The organism is Liquorilactobacillus sp. (assembly GCF_047719775.1).
GTDB lineage: Bacteria > Bacillota > Bacilli > Lactobacillales > Lactobacillaceae > Liquorilactobacillus.
The window spans coordinates 1-20,570 of sequence record NZ_JBDNTS010000028.1 but is presented as its reverse complement, the minus strand read 5'-3'; the positions used below and the strand labels follow the sequence as shown (position 1 = coordinate 20,570).

The following is a 20,570-nucleotide window of genomic DNA, read 5'->3' as shown; positions in this document are numbered from 1 at the left end:
GCCGATAGTAGTTGGGGGATCGCCCCCTGCGAGGATAGGTCGTTGCCGTGCAAATCAAAAAGGACACTGGTATTTTTAATATCAGTGTCCTTTTCGTATAAAAATACTGTTTTTTAAAGTATAATACATAATAGGAATAAAAGAATAGGGGTTTTAAAAAATGAAGACACGTAAAGAACTAAAAGATGAGGTAAAGGTGACCTTCAAAGGACATTGGGGGCAAGCAATTAAGTTAGCACTTATCCCTGTAATATTTCAAATTATTGTAACAATTATAGGCTTTTTTGCTATAATGCTGCTGGCCATAGTATTTGCAGAATATAGTGATAGTGTGATGAAGGGAATATCTACAGTTGATACCACTGGTGGTACATTTGAACATGGGAATCTTCTTGGCAATAGTGCTGGAGGAATTATAGTAACAATGCTTTTGACGGGGATTGGTTTTACTTTCTTAGACTGGTTAAGAACAAAAAATGCTGATTTTAGCGTGCTTAAGGGTGCGTTTAGTGTATTTACAAAAAGGAATTTTCTAGGAATTCTTGTATTGTATATTTTAATCAATATTTTTGTATTTTTTTGGTCGTTGTTACTTATTATTCCAGGAATTATAAAATCATTTGCTTATTCGCAAACATATTTTGTATACAAGGATATGTCACAAGCAAAAAATGCTGATGACTTTAATTTCTTAGATTATATTACAAAAAGCAGAGAATTGATGGTGGGTCATAAGTTTGAATTTTTTGTTCTTAAGCTAAGCTTTATTGGATGGGATATAGTGGCAATACTGACCCTGGGATTAGGTTTCATTTGGGTAACTCCATATAAATTAGCAACTTATGCTGCCTATTATAAGAGTTTAACAGAAAATAGTGGTATTTCAGATAATGAACAAGACAAGAATGATGACGAAAAAGGATCAGTTATAGTTGAATATTAATTAAGAATGAAATGATAGTTTTAATCATTTCAATTAGTGTCAGATTTCAGATTATAAGTCTAAAATAAGGGTCTGGGTCAAAAGTTAGCTTTTGACCCAGACCCTATATTTATTGCGAATAAATGTGCTCCATAAGTCAAACTCGTCATCTACCTTCAAATTTTCCCTCCCTATATCACAGTCTTTTTTAGTTTCTAATCTTAAAAAAAGAGGCTATACAGCTAATTAATAATGAATTAAGCTCTTCTCTATTGAAAAGAGGCTCAAGGCCTTAAAATACATTCTAAAACAGTTTCTATTAACAATCTCGATTGAAGTTTTTCCGAATTCCAAAAAAGCAATGCATAAAAAAAGCTACGGTACTGATAATATCAGTCATCGTAGCTTAGTAACTGTTAATTAGTTCATGTGAATTGCGAAAGATGGTTGGAAGTATTGGAAACTCTTAATACTTACATTTTGACCAGATGATGGAGCAGCAACATAGCTTGTACCACCAATATAGATACCTACATGCCATGATGAACCTTGAGAACCCCAGAATAATAAGTCTCCGGCTTTAGCTTGACTAACAGCAACGGCTGTACCAATTGTTGATTGTGCTTCTGAAGTACGAGGTAATGATACACCAAAATGTGCATATACATACTGAACGAATCCAGAGCAGTCAAAACCACTTAATGATGTTCCACCATAGGCGTAAGGAATGTTTTGACTAGCTAAGTAAGTTGCGTATGAAACAACTGATGACGTAGATACTGACGATGTTGTAGCTGTACTGCTAGAAGCTGCAGTTGTAGCAGTGGAACTAGCAACAGAAGAACTGGTAGTCTTTTTAGCGGCACTGGTTGTTGTAGCAGCAGCTGAACTTGAGCTAGCAACAGAAGCGACGGAAGAACTAGCAGCACTTGTAGTTGTTGCTGTTGAGCTAGAACTGGCAGCCACGGAAGAACTAGCAGCACTTGTAGTTGAAGCAGCAGCTGAGCTAGCTGTACTGCTTGCTGCTGTTGTTTCTGTTGTTGATGGTGTCTTTGTAGGATCATTAATCGTCAAAGTTTGACCTGGTAAAATAGCTGATTCTAATGTATTCGATGAGCGCAAAGAAGCTACGGTAACACCATAAGCTTGAGCGATAGTATAAAGAGAGTCACCAGACTTAACAGTATATGTAACATGGTTTGCTGAGACAGTAACAGAAGGTGTAGCAGTTGTTGTACTTTCTGTAGTTGTCGTAGTTGTAGAACTTGCTGTTGTTGATGTACTTTGATTATCTGAAGATGTAGAACTAGTATCTGCAGAACCATTAATTTTCAAAGTTTGACCTGGTTTAATTAGCGTTTCTGTTGATGATAGTCCATTTAAAGAACGTAAACTATCAACTGTTGTATTATATTTTTGAGCGATGGCCCACAATGAATCTCCGTCTGTAACTGAAACAGTGGAAGTAGTAGCTGATGTAGAGTTTGAATCTGAAGTGCTATCACTATCAGGAATAGTTAATGTCTGACTAGTAATGATCAAATGACTATTCTGATTAATATTATTTAAAGTTTCAATTGACTTAATGGAAACACCATATTTTTGTGAGAGATCCCAAACAGTGTCGTTCTTATTTACCTTAACAGTTGTTGTTGAAGCACTTGCGTTTGTTGTAGAAGCAAGAAATAAACTCGCCGCACCAATAGTGCTTGCTAATAATGTTTTCGTTGTACGTTTCAAATTAATTCACTCCTACGTTATTTATTTTTTTTAATCAATAACTTGATTGTAGTCTATCTTTATTGCATAACAGTACAAAAAATATTACATTTTAAGCTCTTGTGTAACAAAATGCAAACAATTACCGAAAGAATAGTGTTTTTGAGCGAAAATTATTTTTTTTGAAAAATTTTTCTAGTTTAAAGTGCTATTACAATAGGATTTGCAATAATTTATAAGAACTTTTTTTCTTAAGAATATTACAAAAACATTACACCCGCCTTAAGAAGACTTTTTTAATACAACTGTTGATAGCTATTACTTTTTCTTAAATATGGGAATGAAGTTCGTTTTAGATTATTACAAGTATGTTAAATTTAAAAATTTTAATTGAAATATAATTTTATTGATTTGGAAAAGAGATTAGTGTATCAAAAATAACTGTAGTGGGTAAATTGATTATTTGTGACTAATACCATTGACATCTAGCCTAATTTTGTCTATATTCGAATATTAGAGCATACTTTAAAATTAATTAGAAAGAAGTGAAGGAATATGGCGATTGTTTACAACTTTTCTGCTGGACCTGCTGTTATGCCGAAAGAAGTTTTAGAACAGGTCCAAAGGGAATTACTTTCGTATAAAAATAGTGGTATGAGTGTTATGGAGATTAGTCATCGTTCCTCACTTTTTGCTGATATCCAAAAGGATGCTGAAAAAAATCTACGTATGCTAATGAATGTTCCAGATGAATATGATGTATTGTTTTTGCAGGGTGGAGCAACGCTGCAATTTACAATGGCACCATTGAACTTAGCTATTAATAAAAAGAAAATAGGCTTTGTTGATACTGGTCACTGGTCACAAAGGGCTATTGAAGAGGCACAAGTGCTTGATGGCATAAGTGTTAATAAGGTTGCTAGTGGGGCAGATTCAAAGTACACAAAACTGCCGAATATAGTGGGCCCTTTACAAGAAGATGTAGATTATGTCCATATCACTCTGAATAATACAATTGAAGGAACTGCATTTCGCACAATTCCTTACGAAAAACAACAACTTGTAATAGGGGATATGTCTTCAAATATCCTAGGGCAGAGATATGATGTGAGAGACTTTGGAATGATTTATGCAGGTGCGCAAAAGAACATTGGGCCTGCTGGATTGACTGTGGTAATTATTCGGCATGATTTAGTGGAAAAAGCACCCGAACTCCCTTCAATGTTAAGTTATAAGAAGTTGGTTGCCAAGCATTCAACATTAAATACACCGCCTGTTTTTGCAATTTATTGTGCCGGACTGGTCTTTAAATGGCTCCTTGCACAAGGAGGAGTTGATGAAATGGAAAAGCGAAATCGGCAAAAAGCACAGCTGCTTTATGATTTTCTTGATTCGTCAAAACTGTTTAAATCACCAGTGGATGTTGAAAGCCGTTCGCTAACTAATGTGCCTTTTATAACAGGTAATGCAGAATTAGATAATCAATTTATCACATTAGCAACTGCAAATAATTTAGTTGGTTTAAAAGGGCACCGTTTAGTGGGTGGGATGCGTGCTAGTTTATATAATGCATTCCCAATAGAGGGTGTAAAAAAATTAATCACTATTATGGAAAAATTTGAATTAGAACATAAGGAAGTGGACTAAAATGTTGGATATTAAGACCTACAATATGATCGCTCCAGAAGGACTCGCAGAACTTCCTGCTGATATGTATACAGTCAATAAGACTGATAAGCCCAATGCGTTGCTGATTAGAAGCCAGGACATGCACAAAACGAGATTTGGTACCAGTGTGCTTGCAATTGCAAGGGCGGGAGCAGGTGTTAATAATATTCCGCTTGCTGAAGCTGATTCAAACGGAACAGTTGTTTTTAATACACCTGGTTCAAATGCTAACGCGGTTAAGGAACTAATTGTAGCAATGCTGATTCTAGCAACACGACCAGTTTTTTCTTCGGTTCAATGGGCTAGAAAATTGAATGGAGCAGATGTCAGTCTGCAAACAGAAAAAGGGAAGAATCACTTTGCAGGAACTGAGTTGCAAGGTAAGACAATTGGGATAATCGGGCTTGGGTCAGTTGGTTCCAGAGTAGCACGAGCAACGGCGGACTTGGGGATGCGAGTAATTGGCTATGATCCATATATTAGTGTGGAGCATGCTTGGCGTCTATCAAATGATATTCCGCGTGCAAAAAATCTGAGTGAACTACTGCAACAAAGCGATTATGTTACTATTCATATTCCATACACAGAAGATAACAAGGATCTAATCACTGCAAAAGAATTATCAGAGTTGAAAGAGGGAGCAATTCTTTTAAATTATTCACGCTGGGGAATTGTTAATGAAGGAGCAGTCATAGATGCTCTAGATAGCCATAAAGTTGCACAGTATATCACAGACTTCAGTTCAGAGAAGGTTATTAATCACGATAATACTATGGTTACTCCGCATATTGGTGGGACAACGCTTGAAGCTGAGATAAATGGAGCAATAATGGCAGCACAAACTCTAAGAAAGTATTTAGAGACGGGTAACATTATTAATTCTGTGAACTTTCCAGCGGTCGAGATGCCTTTTGATTCTAGTTTCCGTATTACTCTGATTCATCAGAATGTTCCGAACATGGTCGGGAGAATTACAACGATTCTTGCTAGATATGACATTAATATTGATAACATGATTAATCGCAGTCGTGAACAGATTGCTTATACAATGATTGATACGGATAATATTTCTGAGAAAACTTTCACTGAATTGAAGAATGAATTAAATAAGATCCCAGAGGTAATTAGGGTAAGAGAGATAAGGAAGAATGAATAGCTTAGAACTTGTATAATTTTATTACATTAGGAAACAGAGTTTAGGTTATATATCACAACTACATAGGGGAAAGTGTGACATAAATCGGTAAAATTTGAGTATTAGCTTGAAATTAGGGGCTTGACTAAATGTAGGAGAGGGACTAGATCAAAATTAACTTTTGACCCAGTTCCTTATTTGATTATATATAGAAGTTACGTATTTTTTGTAGTACTGTAATTATTATAGAACTCTAAAAATCTATATTTGGAAAGGATATATTATGGGATATATTGAAGAAATTAGGGGTCAGGTTGGTAATATGCCGATTATTTTGAATGCTTCTGCAGGAGTAATTACTAATAAACGAAAAGAACTGCTATTACAAAAACGTGTTGATACTTCTAATTGGAGTTTGCCAGGAGGGTACCTTGAATATGGAGAATCCTATTTAGATGCATTGTACAGGGAAGTAACAGAAGACTGTGGTTTCAAAGCTGAAGATGTAAAAGCGCTAGGAAATTTTATGGATTTTGTTTTATATCCAAATGGTGATAAGGCACAGGTTTTTTGTAATCTATATCTGATTAACTCCTTTTCCGGGAACAGGATTACCACTCCTACGAAAGAAACGATAACTACAGCATATTTTGCTTTTAACAATTTGCCTCCGTTGTTTAACGGACAGAATAGAAAAATGATTAATTTTGCTAGTACCTTATTTGAGTAAATCTTTTTGAAAGCGATTACGATATGTTCGTGATACTTTTTGTCCAAGGCAGAGTCTGTAATGAGTTAAAACATGTAAATAATAATAGTAGTAGTAAAATGTCCTCCAAATGTTGGGCATAATGAAAGGGCAGGTTCAAAAGTTAACTTTTGAACCTGCCTCTATTTGTTCCATATAAACGTGTGCCATAAGTTAGAATTCTCCGTCTAACTTCGAATTACTCGCTCGCTATGTTCGTAATTTCTAGTTGGTACTCAAATTTTCCCGACTTATGGCACACACTCTTTTGTGGAACTCTTCATTTTGAGAACTTTTGCCCTAACCTTGACAGATATTCTTAATTTTTGAGTAATGATTTGCTGATTTGTAATTGATGATATATCAAGGCAGAACAATAGATAAGCGCCTCAATCATTGTAATAAAAAATGTGACTGGCCAATTTGTTACATATGAGAGATAAAGACCAATCCAGATTCCACCAAGTGAAAAAATAGTTGATAGAAAAATCATCTTCCAGAGTGACGGTGTGTAGTATTTCGCCGAAGATGCAGGAATCGTCAATAAAACAAATATTAACAAAGAACCGATAATCTGTGAAGTTACACTGATTGTAAGGGCTAATAGGCCTAAGAAAATGATAGAAGTCAGTAAATTAAGATGCTGGTTGTACTGAGAACCGGTCACATCAAAAGAGTTATAAGCCAACTGTCTGAATAATAACGTAATGACTATCAAAATAAAAACACTCAATATTATTAGTGAGTAGAGATTTCCGATATTTATTCCAACAATACTGCCGAATAAAATATTAGTTGCATAGCTGGACTGCTTACTGGACAAAGAAAGAAATAGAATCCCTAATCCAATAAAAAGCCCAGAGAAGAGACTAATTGATGATTCACGTCTACTAAGTCGATCGCCCGAAATTCCAATAAACAAAGCACTAGCCATTGTGAAGATAATCATACCTAATAACGGACTGATGCCTAAAAATATTCCAAAAGCTGCTCCTGAAAATCCGATTTCAGAGAGAGTATGTGTGAAAAAAGAAGTTTGGCGTGCAACGACGAAAGTCCCCATTACCCCACAGATTAAGGAGATAAAAATACCTGCAATAAAAGCATAGCGCATAAAATCAAATTGCAGCATTATTCTCTACGCTCCTTTCTGATAAGTTCTGCTTGCAGATGCGACAAGTGAAGAACATAATCTGCATATTTTTCTATTAATTCAGGATCATGTGTGATGAATAAGACCGTAATGTCCTGTTCTACTAATAGAGAACGAATTAAAACAAGCAGTTCATTCTTTGTGCTTGTGTCAAGACTGGCAGTTGACTCATCCAATATTAATAAGTTAGGCTCAGCACATAAAGCTTGTGCTAAAAATGCACGCTGTTTTTCTCCACCTGAGGCTGCTCCCAGCGGATGATTCTCAATTGTAGCAAGATTTGTTTTTTCAATAATATCTTGCAACAGCTTTTTCTCAGATTTAGTGTGCCACAACAGGTTAGATTGGCGAAGGCCGAGTCCAACAAAATCATGGATACTTAATGGAAATTCATCATCAATATTGCGTAATTGAGGCACATATTGCGTTTTGGAGCGAGTGGTATTAATATTGATTCGTCTATCTTTCGTCTTGAAACTTTGCAGAATATGCTTCACTAAAGTTGTTTTACCAACTCCATTTTCACCAGTCATGCAGGTTAACTTATTGGAGGGAATGGTAAAATTTAGATTTTTAAATAATTGCTTCCCGGGAACCTGGATATCCAGATTCTTAACTTCTATCATTGAATTCATACTAGATTAACTCTCGCTTTTTTGAATATTTAGAACCTGCTGGTACTCGCCTTTCATCCAATTAAAGTAGTCTTTGTGTTTTGGAAGAGTCTCTGTAACACTAACTACTGGGACGTTATATTGCTTGCACAATGCTACTAGGTTCTTTACAACCTTATCACTTGCTTGTGTATTTTGAACAAAGAATGCAATTTTATGATTTTTAATATCATTTTGCATATCCTTAATATCACTAGGAGAAGGATCCGTTCCCTTCTCGACAGAGTTAGAAAAATGTACATTATTAACCTTATAACCCATATCTTGTAATGCATAATCAAAGACTGGTTCACTAACATCAACTAGCTTGTTATTGCTGTTCTTTTTGATCTGATTAATCATTGTATCTAACTTAGAAAGACTATTTGCATATTTTTTTGCGTTCTTTAAATATTCTTCCTTGTGTTTAGAATCAATCTTACCAAAACGTTTAGCTAGATATTTGGCAACAGCAGGCATTGTTTTACTATTGTACCAAAGATGTTCGTTATCACCATCTTTTTTATTCATAATATCTTCACCAACTGCAATCTTCTTTGCACCAGATAATTTCTTTGCCCAAGAATCATAACCAATCCCATTATAGAGCAGTATGTCACTATTAGCGACAGTTTTTGCAGTTTTAGTAGTTGGTTCAAAGTCATGTGGGTCAATGCTTGGATTATTAATAATGGATGTAACCGAGCCATGACTGCCAAGAACTGCCTTTGCAACTTCCCCATAAAAGTCAGTTGTAGCAACAACCGAAATTCCCTTTGCTTTTTTTTGAGTATTTGCCGAACATCCGGCAAGAATTAAAATTAAAGATAAAAGCAAGAAAAGATAGTTCTTTTTCTTCATAATGATATCCTCCAATATAGTATGTAACTTTTAATAGTAATAATTACAATTTAGAATAGTATCTAATTAAGGCTCGACTGTCAAGGACATTTGATGTGATAATAGTAATTATTACTGTTATCAAAAAACAAAAAAGCCAATATACTAGGGGAAATAACTTCTGAATTACTATTTAAATTTTATTATAGTTTTCCATTCCATTCGCCTAAGAATTCTTCCAGAAAGTTCAACATGAATGTTTGTCTGCCCGCAGCAATTTTCCTTGCAGTATTGGTATTCATCATTGCTTTTAAATTAAGAAGCTTTTCATAAAAGTGATTGATGATGGTTTCTCTTGAAAGATTACGATATTCTGTTTTATCCATTGATGTTCGCGGTTTAACTGTGGGATCGTATATTACTTGTGAATTTTTTCCTCCATAGTAGATAGCGCGCAGTGTACCAATGGCACCAATTGCATCTAATCGATCTGCGTCTTGGACTATTTTTCCAGAAATAGATAATATAGGTGGATTCTGACCTAAAGATTTACTAAATGAAAGATTTTTTGTAATATCCAGTATCTCAGTAATTTCATCGTCTGAAAAATCACTTTCTTTTAAAAAAGCAATCGTTTTAACATTCTGTGCAGCGGGATCCTTTACTAATTTGTCATCTGCCACATCGTGAAGATAAGCAGCAGAAATTGCTATTAAAGGATTACCGGGTTCACTTTTAAGTATTTTTTTGGTCAGATTAACTACACGCAGAATATGGTCAAATCCATGACCAGTTGTATCAGAACCCATTTGTTTTAGAGAGAAATTATGTACTTTTGCAATTTTGCTAGATAAATTCATAATCAAATTGCCTCCTTTGCAATCTCAGTAATGATTATAGCAAATAATACTGAGAGTATCGAATGTATAAAAGATACTTTCAACATAAATATGATTTAAAAAAATTAGCAGATATTCATCTTTGGGAAATATAAAAAAGGTAAAAGATGTCTAGAAAACAGCAAAAACTATGCGGTGGAGAATATAGTATAAGACATTTTACTTTTTTTTAATTTTTTTACATGGTAGAATTCCTAACAAGGAGCTATCGCCCGAATCTAAACCGAATGTCCGATCCGAGTTTTTTGGTAACTTCTAAATGTGGGAAAGGTGTGACTGTTATAACGCAAAGTATAGAAGGGAGGTAGCTGTTTTCAATGTGGGAACAGCGAATTTTATGAAAGTATTAATAGCATTAGAGAATGTTGTGATGGATGGTGTCAAGCGCGCATCAACGGTTTTGGGCAACACCCTGAGTGAAGAAATGGACGTTGCATTTTACTCGCTAAGTGAGGGCGAGCCATATTATGAGCTGAAGGCACCCATGATAATAGCTAAGCGCCCTGTATCAAGTAATATTTTGAATTTTTTTGGAGAGAATCCATATGATGAATATGCTGAACAGATTGCTGATTTATGTGAGTATCTGGATGAAGAAAATTACGGATGTGTAATTTTACCTGCAGGGTTGCTGACAAGTTTTGCACCTTTCATTAAAGAAAACGTCCCGAATGTGAATGTAATTGCATGGATGCATAATAATTTCAATACCTATGTGACACAATATTATGCAGGAATGTTGAATGAATTCAAACAAGGATTAGAGGCGGCAGATACAGTGGTTGTGCTGACCGACTCAGATTATGAGAATTATTGCCAGTTTAATCAGCAAACCGTTAAAATTTACAATCCACTAACTTTAATTCCAGATAAGAAGGCTGATTTGAATAGTCATATCATTGCATTCACAGGAAGAATCGCAATTCAGCATAAGGGAATTGATTTATTATTGGAAACTGCAAAGTCGCTCCAAGATGACTGGAAGATTGCAATTGCAGGTAAAGGAACGCCTGAAGACATGGTAATCTTTGCGGAATTGGTTGAAAAATTTGATGTTGCTGATAAAATCATTTATCGCGGCGCGCTTAAAGATCATGAACTGCAAAAACATTATGAAGAGGCTTCAATCTTTGTTTCGACCTCGAGATGGGAAGGAATGCCATTGGTGATGGGTGAAGCAATGGGATTTGGGTTACCAATTGTGGCAATGGAGAATACAGGTTCAGCAGAATATCTGCGTGAGAATCGTTATGGTATTATGACCAAGCCGCAAGATGTGGCTGATATGGTTCGTGTCTTAGATAAGATGACAACCAGCCGCTTCTTGAGACGCTACTATTCTGAGCGATCGCTTGAGCGGATTAAACACTTTGCACCAAAGGCAGTAGCAGATCGTTGGATACCTGTAATTGCAGAAACAAAGAGGGAACTAGTATAAAATATTTAAAACTGAAAAGAGAATAATAGAGTGAAAACGAATGCGTTTAATAACTTAAGTCAATAAAAAAGTTGAGACTAGAAAAATTAGTCCCAGCTTTTTTTGTAGTTCAAAAAGTAATTAGTTCACAAAAAGTTGATAGGCGTTACGACAATCATCTGAGTTGTTGTTCATATAAACAATACCAGAATAAGTAAATCCCATTTTTTTGATTAGGTATTGCATTCGCGTATTTTTTTCGTGAGTGTCAATTCTAATCTGTTTAAAACCAAGTGAATATGAGATTGAGAATAAGTGATTCATGAATGTTTCTGCCAGATGCTTCCCATGAAAATGTGAAGAAACAGCGATCCGATGGATAGTGGCATAGTGTGTATCTTCTGGTCTAATCCACTCACCATCAGTAATTTTTTGATAATTGTCATCAGGCTCTTGCAAGAGGGCAGCAAAACCAGCGACTTCTTGTCCTACTACCAGTACATAGCTTATTTTTTTAGCAATATCAGCTAGTAATGTTTCTTTGCTTGGATAACCGTTTTGCCACTGTGGTATACCTTCAAAAGCAAGCAGCTGTTGTGCCTCTTTCACAATGATAAGCATTTTGGGGATATCATTTTGGGTTGCTAAACGAATATAAGTTAATGCCAAGTTCTCACTTCCTTTTTTAGAATGAAGCAATTGCATCTGTAAGTAATTGAATGAATTTCTGGCGTTGAACAGTGGTTAATACATGGACATTCTTGGGGAGATTTAATAGATTAAAACGATCAACAACAGTTTCACCGCGTGTCAATGTGCCAGCCACTTCAACATCAACATGATAATCAGCTCCCTCAAAGTATTCGGGATGCTGGAGCCAAGCAATTGTACAAGGATCATGTAGAGGAATTCCTTTGAACCCCCACTTGTCTTGTCCGTAATAAATACCATAAAAGTCCAATTGACCTGCTGTACTGTGTGCAACTTCATTATCAATTTTGCGAATGTTTTCAATTTCTTCTTGATAGATTTGTGCTTGATGAGTTAGATTCAGCCCTGCCATAACCAATGGCAGTCCTGAATTTATAACGATTTTTGCAGATTCAGGATCGACCGCAATATTGAATTCTGAGCTGGGAGTATAATTTCCTGTATTCATTGCTCCCCCCATAAACACAATCTGAGCAATTTTTGTTTTTAATTGGGGATAAATTTGTAAAAAGAGTGCAATATTAGTCATTGGGCCAGTTACAACTAGGGTAACTGGTTCTGCAGCGGAACTAAGTGTTTCTGCAATTAATTGGACGGCAGGGATCTTTGCAGGCATAAAATCAGGATCTGGCAGCACTGCACCATCAAGTCCAGTCTCACCATGGACATTTTCTGCAACTATCAAGTCTTGCATCAGCGGTTTTTTATTACCTCCAGCAACTGGGATATTTCTTTGCTTTAATAAAGTTAACATGCGCATTGCATTATTAAGTGTTTTATCAGGAGTTTGGTTTCCGGCTGATGTTGTTACCGCTAAAATATCTAGGTCAGGGGCCGCGACTGCCATAACAAGTGCCAAAGCATCGTCGTGTCCTGGATCACAATCGATTATAATCTTCTTCATTAAAAATTCCTCCTCCAAAACAACTATGTAAGGTGTATTGTATACAATTATCTCTTGAAATAACACCTTTTTTTAAAATTACTAAAAAGTAAAGTGGTACTGATTTCTATGATAGCTTAACAGCGAGTGCAATTAAAGATTATATAAAAACTAAATGTTAGCGCAATTCTAATAAATAGGCTAAACTTATCTAAAGATTTGAAAGGAGACTAACTCAAATGGAAAAGAAAAATTTTGACTTAAAAGATGCGCTTGTAATTGGCGGGATAGCAGGAATTGTTTCAGGATTTGTTAAGTTAGGCTGGGAGAATTTGTTGCCTCCCAGAACACCAGAAAGAGATGCAACAAATCCACCTCAGACTTTTATGCAGCAATTGGGAATCCCCGAGTCGCTCACACATGCTACATATACTTACTCAGAGCATGAGTTGCCATGGGCAAGCTTCATCATTCATTTTGGCTTTTCAGCAACGTTTGGAATGATCTACAGTGTTGCGGGTCATTATGTGCCAGTAATTAAGGCAGGACAGGGGACCTTGTTTGGTGTAGGTGTTTGGGCAGCAACTCATGTTGGGCTAATGCCAGCTATGGGGACAGTTCCTGCAGCAAAAGATCAGCCGATAGAGGAACATGTGTCTGAACTATTGGGTCATATGGCATGGATGTGGGTTAATCATGTAGTAATTGAAGAATTAAGTAATCAGGAACAAAAATAAGAGTGGGGCATTCACCTAGGGTTAGAGCATAGAGCAGAACAATTATTGTTTGCAGTTCTATTTGATAGTTCTATAAAGAGGGGGAATTCTAGTAGTGGAAAAAAATAAATGGCAAACAAAATGGCCTGAAAGAATTAGTTATGGCCTGAGTGACGCCGCTGATAATCTTGTTTTTCAGGTAATGACAACATATCTTCTTTATTTTTATACAGATGTCTATGGGCTGAATTCAGGAGCAGTAGCAATTTTATTTGTGGTTGCGCGCATTGCTGATGTAATCGGAAGTGTCGTTGTGGGTATTATGATTGACAATACACATTCAAAATTTGGAAAAAGCAGACCTTTCTTTTTGTGGTATGCGGTACCATATGTTGCATTTGCAATTTTGACCTTTGCAACGCCCAATTTTTCTGAGCAAGGTAAATTGATTTGGGCATATGTAACCTATCTTGGATTAGGCTTTTTCTACACAACAGTCAATTCGCCAATCACATCTGTACTGCCGGCAATGACACAAAATTCGCGTGAAATAACTTTGTTAGGAGTTGTTCGTCAATTTGGGGGGAGTGCAGGACAGATTATTGTTTCTGTGTTCACAATACCTCTAGTGGCACTTTTTGGGAGTGGTAATGAACGAGTAGGGTTTTTATGGACAATTATTTTATTTGGAATCATCTCATTGATTCTGATTTTGAATACCTTTTTTCAAATTCGTGAACGTTTCACAGTCAGGGAGATTGCACATCAGCCATTATCAAAAGTATTTGGGATGTTAAAGAAGAATACTCCCTGGCTCGTCTTGTCCGTAGTTATCTTGCTGTTTTGGTTAGTTACAGGTATTAAAAATCAAACGACAATTTATTATTTCAAATATGTATGGAACAATGCTGACTTAGTTCCATGGGCAAGTAGCTTTACTTTTTCATCCTTGATTGGTGTAATGTTGATCATCAGATTGACAGTTAAACATGATAAGAAAAAAGTAATGACCTTGGGAATGATTACTGCATTAATTGGGCAATTTATTTTAGCTGGCGGTGTATATTTCAGCAATTTGATCATTATTTTTGGTGGTATCTTTATTAATTCTGTCGGTAACGGAATTATCGTTGGATTGGTCTCAATTATGATTGCCGATACAATTCGTTATGGCACAGTGTTGGGAATACAAGCAGAAGGGATACTTTCTTCTACGAATATACTAGGTGTTAACCTAGGGCTAGGTTTGAGTGGCTTAATTACTGCTGGGTTATTTGATTTTGCAGGATATGTGCCAAATGCTAAGCAAAATTTAACAACCTTGAAGATGATCAATATGAACTATGTTTGGATACCTCTTATTATCTATGTATTGATGATTATCATCCTGCATTTTTATAATGAGAGTAAATTACAGAAAGCAATTAACTCTGATGATTAGGGATATTTAAAGCGAAGGTGTTACATTTTTTGTGATTTGAACAAAATTTGTGACACTTTTTTATTGGGAAAAATTTTGCTTGGCTAAATATGCAGGCTAGATAGTTGCTGATATTTTTCTTCTGTGTTAATTTATAACTAGTAAGTTGTGATTTTAAAAAATACAGGGGGCAATCTAATATGAAATACGGAGTTACAGCAGCAACAGGCAAGTTTGGCAAAAAAGCGGTCGAATATCTGACTGAATTGGTTGATAAGGAGGATATTGTAGCATTTGCTCGTAACGTAAAGAAAGCTGAAAAATCTTTGCCTGCAGGAATTGAAATTCGGCAGGCAGACTATACTGATGAAAAAGGGCTTGAGAAAGCATTTACTGGAATTGGGCGCTTGCTCTTCATTTCATCAATTCCAGGTGGAAGCTACCCACGTGATAAGCAGCATCTGAATGTTGTGCAGGCAGCACAAAATGCAGGAGTAAACTTTGTTGCTTATACTAGTTTTCCACATGCAGATCAGGCCAAGAGCCCTTTGGCAGCAGATCATAAAATTACTGAAAAAGCATTGACTGACAGTGGACTAAGACATGCATTTTTGAGAAATAACTGGTATCTGGAGAATCAGATTGATCTTATAAAGGGAGCCTTTGCAGGTCATCCATTTCAATATTCAGCGGGTGAAGGACGTGTTGGATGGGCACTTGAAAGGGAGTATGCAGAAGCTGCAGCAAAGGTTTTAGTGACAGAAATTCCAAAGACAGTCTATGAATTTGCTGGCAATTCGCTTTCATTTGCTGACCTTGCTAAAACGATTGCCACTGTTTCTAAAAGACAGTTTAAAATCGAATCTTTGTCTGATGATGAATATCGTGGTGAGTTAAACAAGGCGGGATTAAGGGATGCGGCCGATATCCTTTTAATGATTCAAAACTTAATTAAAGATGGTGAGCTTACAGAAAATGATCGAGATTTGGCGGATGTTCTAGGCAGAGAGCCCACATCTTTGAAGGATGCTTTATTAGAGATATAATATCCTAGCACGAGAGAAGGGATAATATGAAGTATTCTCATAAGTTGAGTGATGCCGTGCATATCATGGCATATATTGAAATTTGTAGGGGACAAACTTTATCAAGCGGCGAAATTGCTAAAAGTATTAATTCTAATCCTAGCCTTGTAAGAAGATTGATGATGTACTTGACTCGTAGTGGACTTTTGATAACACAAAAAGGAATCGCGCAGCCAACTTTGGCTAAAGATAGTGCCAAGATTTCTTTATTTGATATCTATAGTGCAATAATAGATGAGCATAATTTACTTCATGTGGATGATAAGACCAATCCAAATTGTATTGTTGGCGGAAACATTCAAAGGGTTTTAGAAGTTGAGTATGCCAAAGTCCAGATTGCAGCAGAAGCGGAAATGAAGAAAATTTCGCTAAAGAAAATTATAGATGGAATTTTGGTAGAACGCACCAATTAGTGTACAGATAAACTAAGCATTCTGTAAAATGCAGTGGCTGTCCTTTTTTAGGAAATAGGCCACTGTTTTTGTGTGCAATAATAACCTGGAGGATAACTTTTATTTTATGAGCTAATTTTATAACTAATTTTAAATTAGAGGATTAAAAAAAAAGCTGGAAAGCCGATGTAATAATATGTGTAAATGCTTTTTGGCATAATAAAAGAGTTGACGGAGGTTTTCTATGAAAAAAAACAAGGCAAGTATAGGAACTATTATGGCAGTAATTTTGGTAATTGCAGTTATGATACCCACGGTTTTAACTACTACAAGTTCTTATATCCAGACAAAAAATCTATTGATCTCTAGGAACGACATTAGTAAAAAAAGTGCAACAAATATTTTAATAACGTCTAAACAAACTCTTCAAGCAAAGGTTGAGCAGGAATTGAAAAATTTAGCATATCTGCAAATTTTTAAATCAAAGTTCAATAGCGGAAATATCAATCATACTTTGAAGGCAATCAAGGGTGGAAATGGTGATATTAAAAAAATTACTTTTGCAAGCTCAAAGAGCAATAAGAGTGTTTTAAATAAGGAATGGTACAAAGGTGGATTGGCAAATAGTGGTAGTATTTACTGGACGTCACCATATAAAGATAGCGCAGGTGATTACATTGCAACAGCTTCAATTGCAATACATAATAATGAAGGGCAAGTTGGGGTTTTGGCAATGGATACTTCATATACAGGTATCCAAAATACGGCGATGGGAATTAAGGTTGGACGAACGGGCAGTGCGACTTTAATATCTAACTCTGGTCGTGTGGTAGCAACCAATGATATAAGCAAAAATGACGGCCTACAACTTGGACAAAATATTGATAAAACTGAGCTTTATAAGAGGATAAAAGAGTCAAAAAAGCTCCGCGGAACTATTGCTGTTAAAGGATCAAATAAAATCGATGAAGTTTATTTTGACAAAACAACTTTTGACAGCTCTACATGGGCTTTTTCTAAGGTTGGCAAAACCGATTTAAATAAGGAACTACATTCCCTGATAACGACAGCTATTTGGGTTATCACTATTACACTGATTATCGTAGTCATGTTCTCACTGCTTGCAAGTAAAATGATGTCATTGTTGGTTAAACAGTTTAGCGGTTATTTCATTAAAGCTGGTCATGGAGAACTCACAGTAATAGAAGATAAGCCTAATAAAACTGCTAAATGGTTGGATAAAATTGCCCATAGAATATTAAGACCGGATGAAAAAGGTAATGAAATCGGTAGAATTACTGCGCTATACAATAAAATGATTATTTCTATCAGTAAACTTATTAACCAGGTTAAAGAAGAAACAAGGATAGTTGCTGAAAAATCAAATTTGCTCATGGAACTGGGTGATCAAACTAATAAGGCAACTGAGGAAGTTGCACAAACAGTAACAGGAATAGCAGAGGTCACAGGGGTTCAAGCCCAAGACACAGAAAATAGTGTTACAAAACTGCAAAAACTGTCGCATATTACCAATGGATTGAGTGGAAATGTCGAACAGATGACTAGTGCATCCAAAGAAGCTGCGAAACTGAATAAAGATAATATTAGAATTACAACAAATGTTGAGCAAAATTGGAAAGATGAACTAGAAAAAATGGAGAACTTGAACCAAACTGTCGGAGGACTTGATAGGAATATTCAGAATATTAACAAGATAATTAATGTTATTAATGGAGTTTCACATCAAACCAATTTGTTGGCACTAAATGCTTCAATAGAGGCGGCCAGTGTAGGTGAAGAAGGGAAGGGCTTTGCGGTAGTTGCCACGGAAATCCGCAAGCTTTCAGAAAAAACAAAAAACTCGACTAAGGAAATTGAAGAAATAATTCAAGAAATAACAAAACAATCGGCTGATATGGTAAATCAAACCGCTATTTCTGTTGCTGGTGGACAAAAACAAACTGCGTTAATCGAAAACGCAATTGATTCTTCTCAAGAGGTATTTAAAAAAAGCAGCAAGCTGTTAGAAAAGATCGTTGAAGTTGAGCAATACAGTAAAAAAATCAAAGAAGTTCAAAAAGATGTGCTAGAAAAATTAGAAGGAGTTGCATCTTCTACAGAAGAAAATGCGGCTGGGACAGAAGAAGTTTCTGCAAATTCAGAAGAGGTTTTGGCTACAATGACAGAATTTACAAGGAATATTACTGATTTGAAAGAAGTTTCTGAAGTATTGGAACGTGGAACAGAGAGATTTAAAACTGTGAAGTGAGATCTAAAATGATGTATCAAGAAACAAGGATTTCTCAACAAGTTAGAGGATTATAAGAATACAGTAACTTTAAATAAAAGAAAAAATGAAGTGCCCCATAATAATTAGATTTTTTTGTCTAATTATTATGGGGCACTTCATTTTGAACTAGTTGCTCTATTTGTTAAAAATAAACATGTCTCATAAGTTAAACTTCCATATTTTACAGCAAAAGTAGCTGTTTATCTAAGATCATGCTGATTTTTTTTCAACTATTATCTCTACACGACGGTTATTGGACCGGCCAGATGCAGTTGTATTTGTTTCTTTGGGCTTATTCTCACCATAGGCCTGAATTGATATATTATCTTCATAAAAAACGTTATTACTCACGAAAAAATTCATTACTGATATTGCGCGTGCAGAGCTAAGTTCCCAATTTGATTTGTAAGCAGAAGTTGATTTTAATGGCTGGTTATCAGTATAGCCAGCGATAATAATTGGATTTGTACTAACTGCTTTAAGAGGACTAAACAACGAAGCCAACAAATTTTGTGTGCTCTCTGATAGAGTTGCACTGCCAGAGTCAAACAAGATATTGCTGTTTATAACGATATGCAAATCATTGCTTTTTATGTAAACTGATACGTTGTTTGTTAAGCCAGAACTCTGAAGATTTGCAGCTAATTGTTGTCTGATGATCTCTAATTGATTGTCTGCTGCTTGGGTGTTAATTGAAGAACTTTCTTGTGAAGAAGCAGAACTTAAGGCAGAACTTAAAGTGGAACCTTGAGTTTTGCTTTTTTTTCCGATATTTACGATAGAATTTGATGATTGATGTGTTGATAGCAATGTTCCAAATTCTGATTTGAATTCTTGAAATTTGGCAGTATCAACTTTGGCCATTGCAAACAAAACAATGAATAGTGCTAACAAAAGTGTCAGCATATCAGAATATGGCAATAGCCAACCCTCGTCGATTTGTTCTTCATTCTTCTTTCGTTTTTTCATTAGCAGAATCCTTTTTATTGTCTGATTTCTTTTCGCTAGTAAGACTATACAACTTTTTCTCGATACTGCTGGCCGAGGCACCAGACTGAATTGCGATAACTCCTTCAAGAATTAAGTTGAGGTTTTCAATTTCCTTTTCGGACTTGACGAGTAATCTTGAATTGAAAGGAATTAGAATTACATATCCGAAGAAAATACCATATAAGGTCGCAACAAATGCCGAGGAAATAGATGTACCTAGGGCATTTACATTGTTAAGGTTGCCTAATGCGCCAATTAGTCCAATTACAGCACCTAGAACTCCAAGGGTTGGTGATGTAGTTCCTGCAGTTTTGAAGATACCTGCACTTTTCCTGTGACGTTCATCCATACCTTCAATCTCATTTTCCATTATCTCTCTGATTTGTTTTTCCCCCAAACCATCTATTACCATCTCTAGTCCTTGCTCGAGAAAAGGGTTATTTAATCCTTCTCTTTGTGATTCCAAAGCAAGTAAACCATCTCGACGGGCAACGTTGGAGAGGTCAACTATTTCTGAGATGAGTTTTTGATTGTCGAATTTTTTCGTCTTGATTAAAATAAGCAACATTTTGGGAACCTTTTTTAATTCACTAGATGGATAACTGTTTATGACAGCAGCTGTAATACCTGCAAAAATAACAATCATAGCTTCTGGATTCAGTAGTACAGCGATGCTTGCACCTTTTAAAACCATACCCACTGTTATTGCAATAAAGCCAAGTATAATACCGATTAGTAGAAAAAAATCCATTGAGAGTATGCCTCCTGATTAAATAATAGAATCGAGTTCATTGTCTATATCGGCTAAAAAAGCAAAAGATTTAACGCAGCAATAATGAGTGAATAAAATACTCAAATAATATATTTATTTTGAGTTTTTTAAAAAAATAAGTCATAAGAGAGTAATATAATATTACTGATTTTAATCT

At 35.7% G+C, this 20,570-nt stretch carries 19 protein-coding genes; 10 read left to right on the top strand and 9 right to left on the bottom strand.

Annotated elements, in window-relative coordinates; all coding sequences use genetic code 11:
• The first annotated feature begins 160 nt into the window (after positions 1 to 160).
• Positions 161 to 943, top strand: coding sequence for a DUF975 family protein (locus ABF682_RS11025; protein WP_289981782.1), 783 nt, complete (start codon positions 161 to 163; stop codon positions 941 to 943).
• A 399-nt stretch (positions 944 to 1,342) separates the two neighbouring features.
• Here the strand turns inward: ABF682_RS11025 and ABF682_RS11020 are convergent, their stop codons facing one another.
• The gene (locus tag ABF682_RS11020; RefSeq protein WP_415619824.1) at positions 1,343 to 2,662 is read right to left on the bottom strand and encodes a LysM peptidoglycan-binding domain-containing protein; all 1,320 of its coding nucleotides are present in this window, start codon (positions 2,660 to 2,662) and stop codon (positions 1,343 to 1,345) included.
• Positions 2,663 to 3,196: 534 nt separating this feature from the next.
• On the opposite strand from ABF682_RS11020, the gene serC reads away from it, so the two are divergent.
• The 3 genes from serC to ABF682_RS11005 all read left to right on the top strand — a co-directional run bounded on the left by serC (position 3,197) and on the right by ABF682_RS11005 (position 6,174).
• Positions 3,197 to 4,288, top strand: a complete 1,092-nt coding sequence (serC, locus tag ABF682_RS11015) for a 3-phosphoserine/phosphohydroxythreonine transaminase (protein WP_415619823.1) — start codon at positions 3,197 to 3,199, stop codon at positions 4,286 to 4,288.
• Between the two features lies 1 nt (position 4,289).
• Positions 4,290 to 5,465 (top strand): phosphoglycerate dehydrogenase, encoded by a 1,176-nt coding sequence (locus tag ABF682_RS11010; protein ID WP_289980072.1) that lies wholly within the window; start codon positions 4,290 to 4,292, stop codon positions 5,463 to 5,465.
• A gap of 259 nt (positions 5,466 to 5,724) precedes the next feature.
• Positions 5,725 to 6,174 (top strand): NUDIX domain-containing protein, encoded by a 450-nt coding sequence (locus ABF682_RS11005; protein WP_415619825.1) that lies wholly within the window; start codon positions 5,725 to 5,727, stop codon positions 6,172 to 6,174.
• A gap of 337 nt (positions 6,175 to 6,511) precedes the next feature.
• Here ABF682_RS11005 and ABF682_RS11000 read toward each other — a convergent pair whose 3' ends face one another.
• The 4 genes from ABF682_RS11000 to ABF682_RS10985 all read right to left on the bottom strand — a co-directional run bounded on the left by ABF682_RS11000 (position 6,512) and on the right by ABF682_RS10985 (position 9,698).
• Complete coding sequence (locus tag ABF682_RS11000) at positions 6,512 to 7,324, bottom strand: metal ABC transporter permease (protein WP_289980069.1); 813 nt, start codon at positions 7,322 to 7,324, stop codon at positions 6,512 to 6,514.
• Positions 7,324 to 7,980, bottom strand: a complete 657-nt coding sequence (locus tag ABF682_RS10995; protein WP_289980066.1) for a metal ABC transporter ATP-binding protein — start codon at positions 7,978 to 7,980, stop codon at positions 7,324 to 7,326. The genes ABF682_RS11000 and ABF682_RS10995 overlap by 1 nt, the downstream gene beginning before the upstream one ends.
• Before the next feature lie 6 nt (positions 7,981 to 7,986).
• Entirely contained in the window at positions 7,987 to 8,859 is an 873-nt protein-coding gene (locus tag ABF682_RS10990; protein WP_289980064.1) for a metal ABC transporter solute-binding protein, read from the bottom strand.
• 182 nt (positions 8,860 to 9,041) lie between these two features.
• The gene (locus ABF682_RS10985; RefSeq protein WP_289980062.1) at positions 9,042 to 9,698 is read right to left on the bottom strand and encodes an HD domain-containing protein; all 657 of its coding nucleotides are present in this window, start codon (positions 9,696 to 9,698) and stop codon (positions 9,042 to 9,044) included.
• Between the two features lie 376 nt (positions 9,699 to 10,074).
• On the opposite strand from ABF682_RS10985, the gene ABF682_RS10980 reads away from it, so the two are divergent.
• Positions 10,075 to 11,175, top strand: a complete 1,101-nt coding sequence (locus tag ABF682_RS10980; protein WP_289980087.1) for a glycosyltransferase — start codon at positions 10,075 to 10,077, stop codon at positions 11,173 to 11,175.
• A gap of 120 nt (positions 11,176 to 11,295) precedes the next feature.
• Here ABF682_RS10980 and ABF682_RS10975 read toward each other — a convergent pair whose 3' ends face one another.
• Both ABF682_RS10975 and rihA read right to left on the bottom strand, forming a co-directional pair.
• Complete coding sequence (locus tag ABF682_RS10975) at positions 11,296 to 11,823, bottom strand: GNAT family N-acetyltransferase (RefSeq protein ID WP_415619822.1); 528 nt, start codon at positions 11,821 to 11,823, stop codon at positions 11,296 to 11,298.
• Positions 11,824 to 11,839: 16 nt separating this feature from the next.
• The gene (gene rihA, locus ABF682_RS10970; RefSeq protein WP_415619821.1) at positions 11,840 to 12,769 is read right to left on the bottom strand and encodes a pyrimidine-specific ribonucleoside hydrolase RihA; all 930 of its coding nucleotides are present in this window, start codon (positions 12,767 to 12,769) and stop codon (positions 11,840 to 11,842) included.
• A gap of 218 nt (positions 12,770 to 12,987) precedes the next feature.
• Here rihA and ABF682_RS10965 point away from each other — a divergent pair, with 218 nt between their 5' ends.
• The 5 genes from ABF682_RS10965 (at position 12,988) to ABF682_RS10945 (ending at position 18,630) form a co-directional block, all read left to right on the top strand.
• Entirely contained in the window at positions 12,988 to 13,485 is a 498-nt protein-coding gene (locus ABF682_RS10965) for a DUF1440 domain-containing protein (protein WP_415619820.1), read from the top strand.
• A gap of 94 nt (positions 13,486 to 13,579) precedes the next feature.
• Positions 13,580 to 14,905 carry an MFS transporter gene (locus tag ABF682_RS10960; protein WP_289980055.1) on the top strand — a complete coding sequence of 442 codons (1,326 nt, stop codon included), beginning with the start codon at positions 13,580 to 13,582 and terminating at the stop codon, positions 14,903 to 14,905.
• A 179-nt stretch (positions 14,906 to 15,084) separates the two neighbouring features.
• Positions 15,085 to 15,930, top strand: coding sequence for an SDR family oxidoreductase (locus ABF682_RS10955; RefSeq protein ID WP_415619819.1), 846 nt, complete (start codon positions 15,085 to 15,087; stop codon positions 15,928 to 15,930).
• Between the two features lie 26 nt (positions 15,931 to 15,956).
• Positions 15,957 to 16,382 carry an Rrf2 family transcriptional regulator gene (locus tag ABF682_RS10950; protein ID WP_289980052.1) on the top strand — a complete coding sequence of 142 codons (426 nt, stop codon included), beginning with the start codon at positions 15,957 to 15,959 and terminating at the stop codon, positions 16,380 to 16,382.
• Positions 16,383 to 16,605: 223 nt separating this feature from the next.
• Positions 16,606 to 18,630: a methyl-accepting chemotaxis protein gene (locus tag ABF682_RS10945; RefSeq protein WP_415619818.1), complete on the top strand. Its 2,025-nt coding sequence runs from the start codon at positions 16,606 to 16,608 to the stop codon at positions 18,628 to 18,630.
• A gap of 231 nt (positions 18,631 to 18,861) precedes the next feature.
• Here ABF682_RS10945 and ABF682_RS10940 read toward each other — a convergent pair whose 3' ends face one another.
• The gene (locus ABF682_RS10940) at positions 18,862 to 19,620 is read right to left on the bottom strand and encodes an OmpA family protein (RefSeq protein WP_415619817.1); all 759 of its coding nucleotides are present in this window, start codon (positions 19,618 to 19,620) and stop codon (positions 18,862 to 18,864) included.
• Positions 19,598 to 20,392, bottom strand: a complete 795-nt coding sequence (locus tag ABF682_RS10935) for a MotA/TolQ/ExbB proton channel family protein (protein ID WP_415619816.1) — start codon at positions 20,390 to 20,392, stop codon at positions 19,598 to 19,600. Before ABF682_RS10935 ends, ABF682_RS10940 begins: the two co-directional genes overlap by 23 nt.
• Positions 20,393 to 20,570 lie beyond the last annotated feature (178 nt).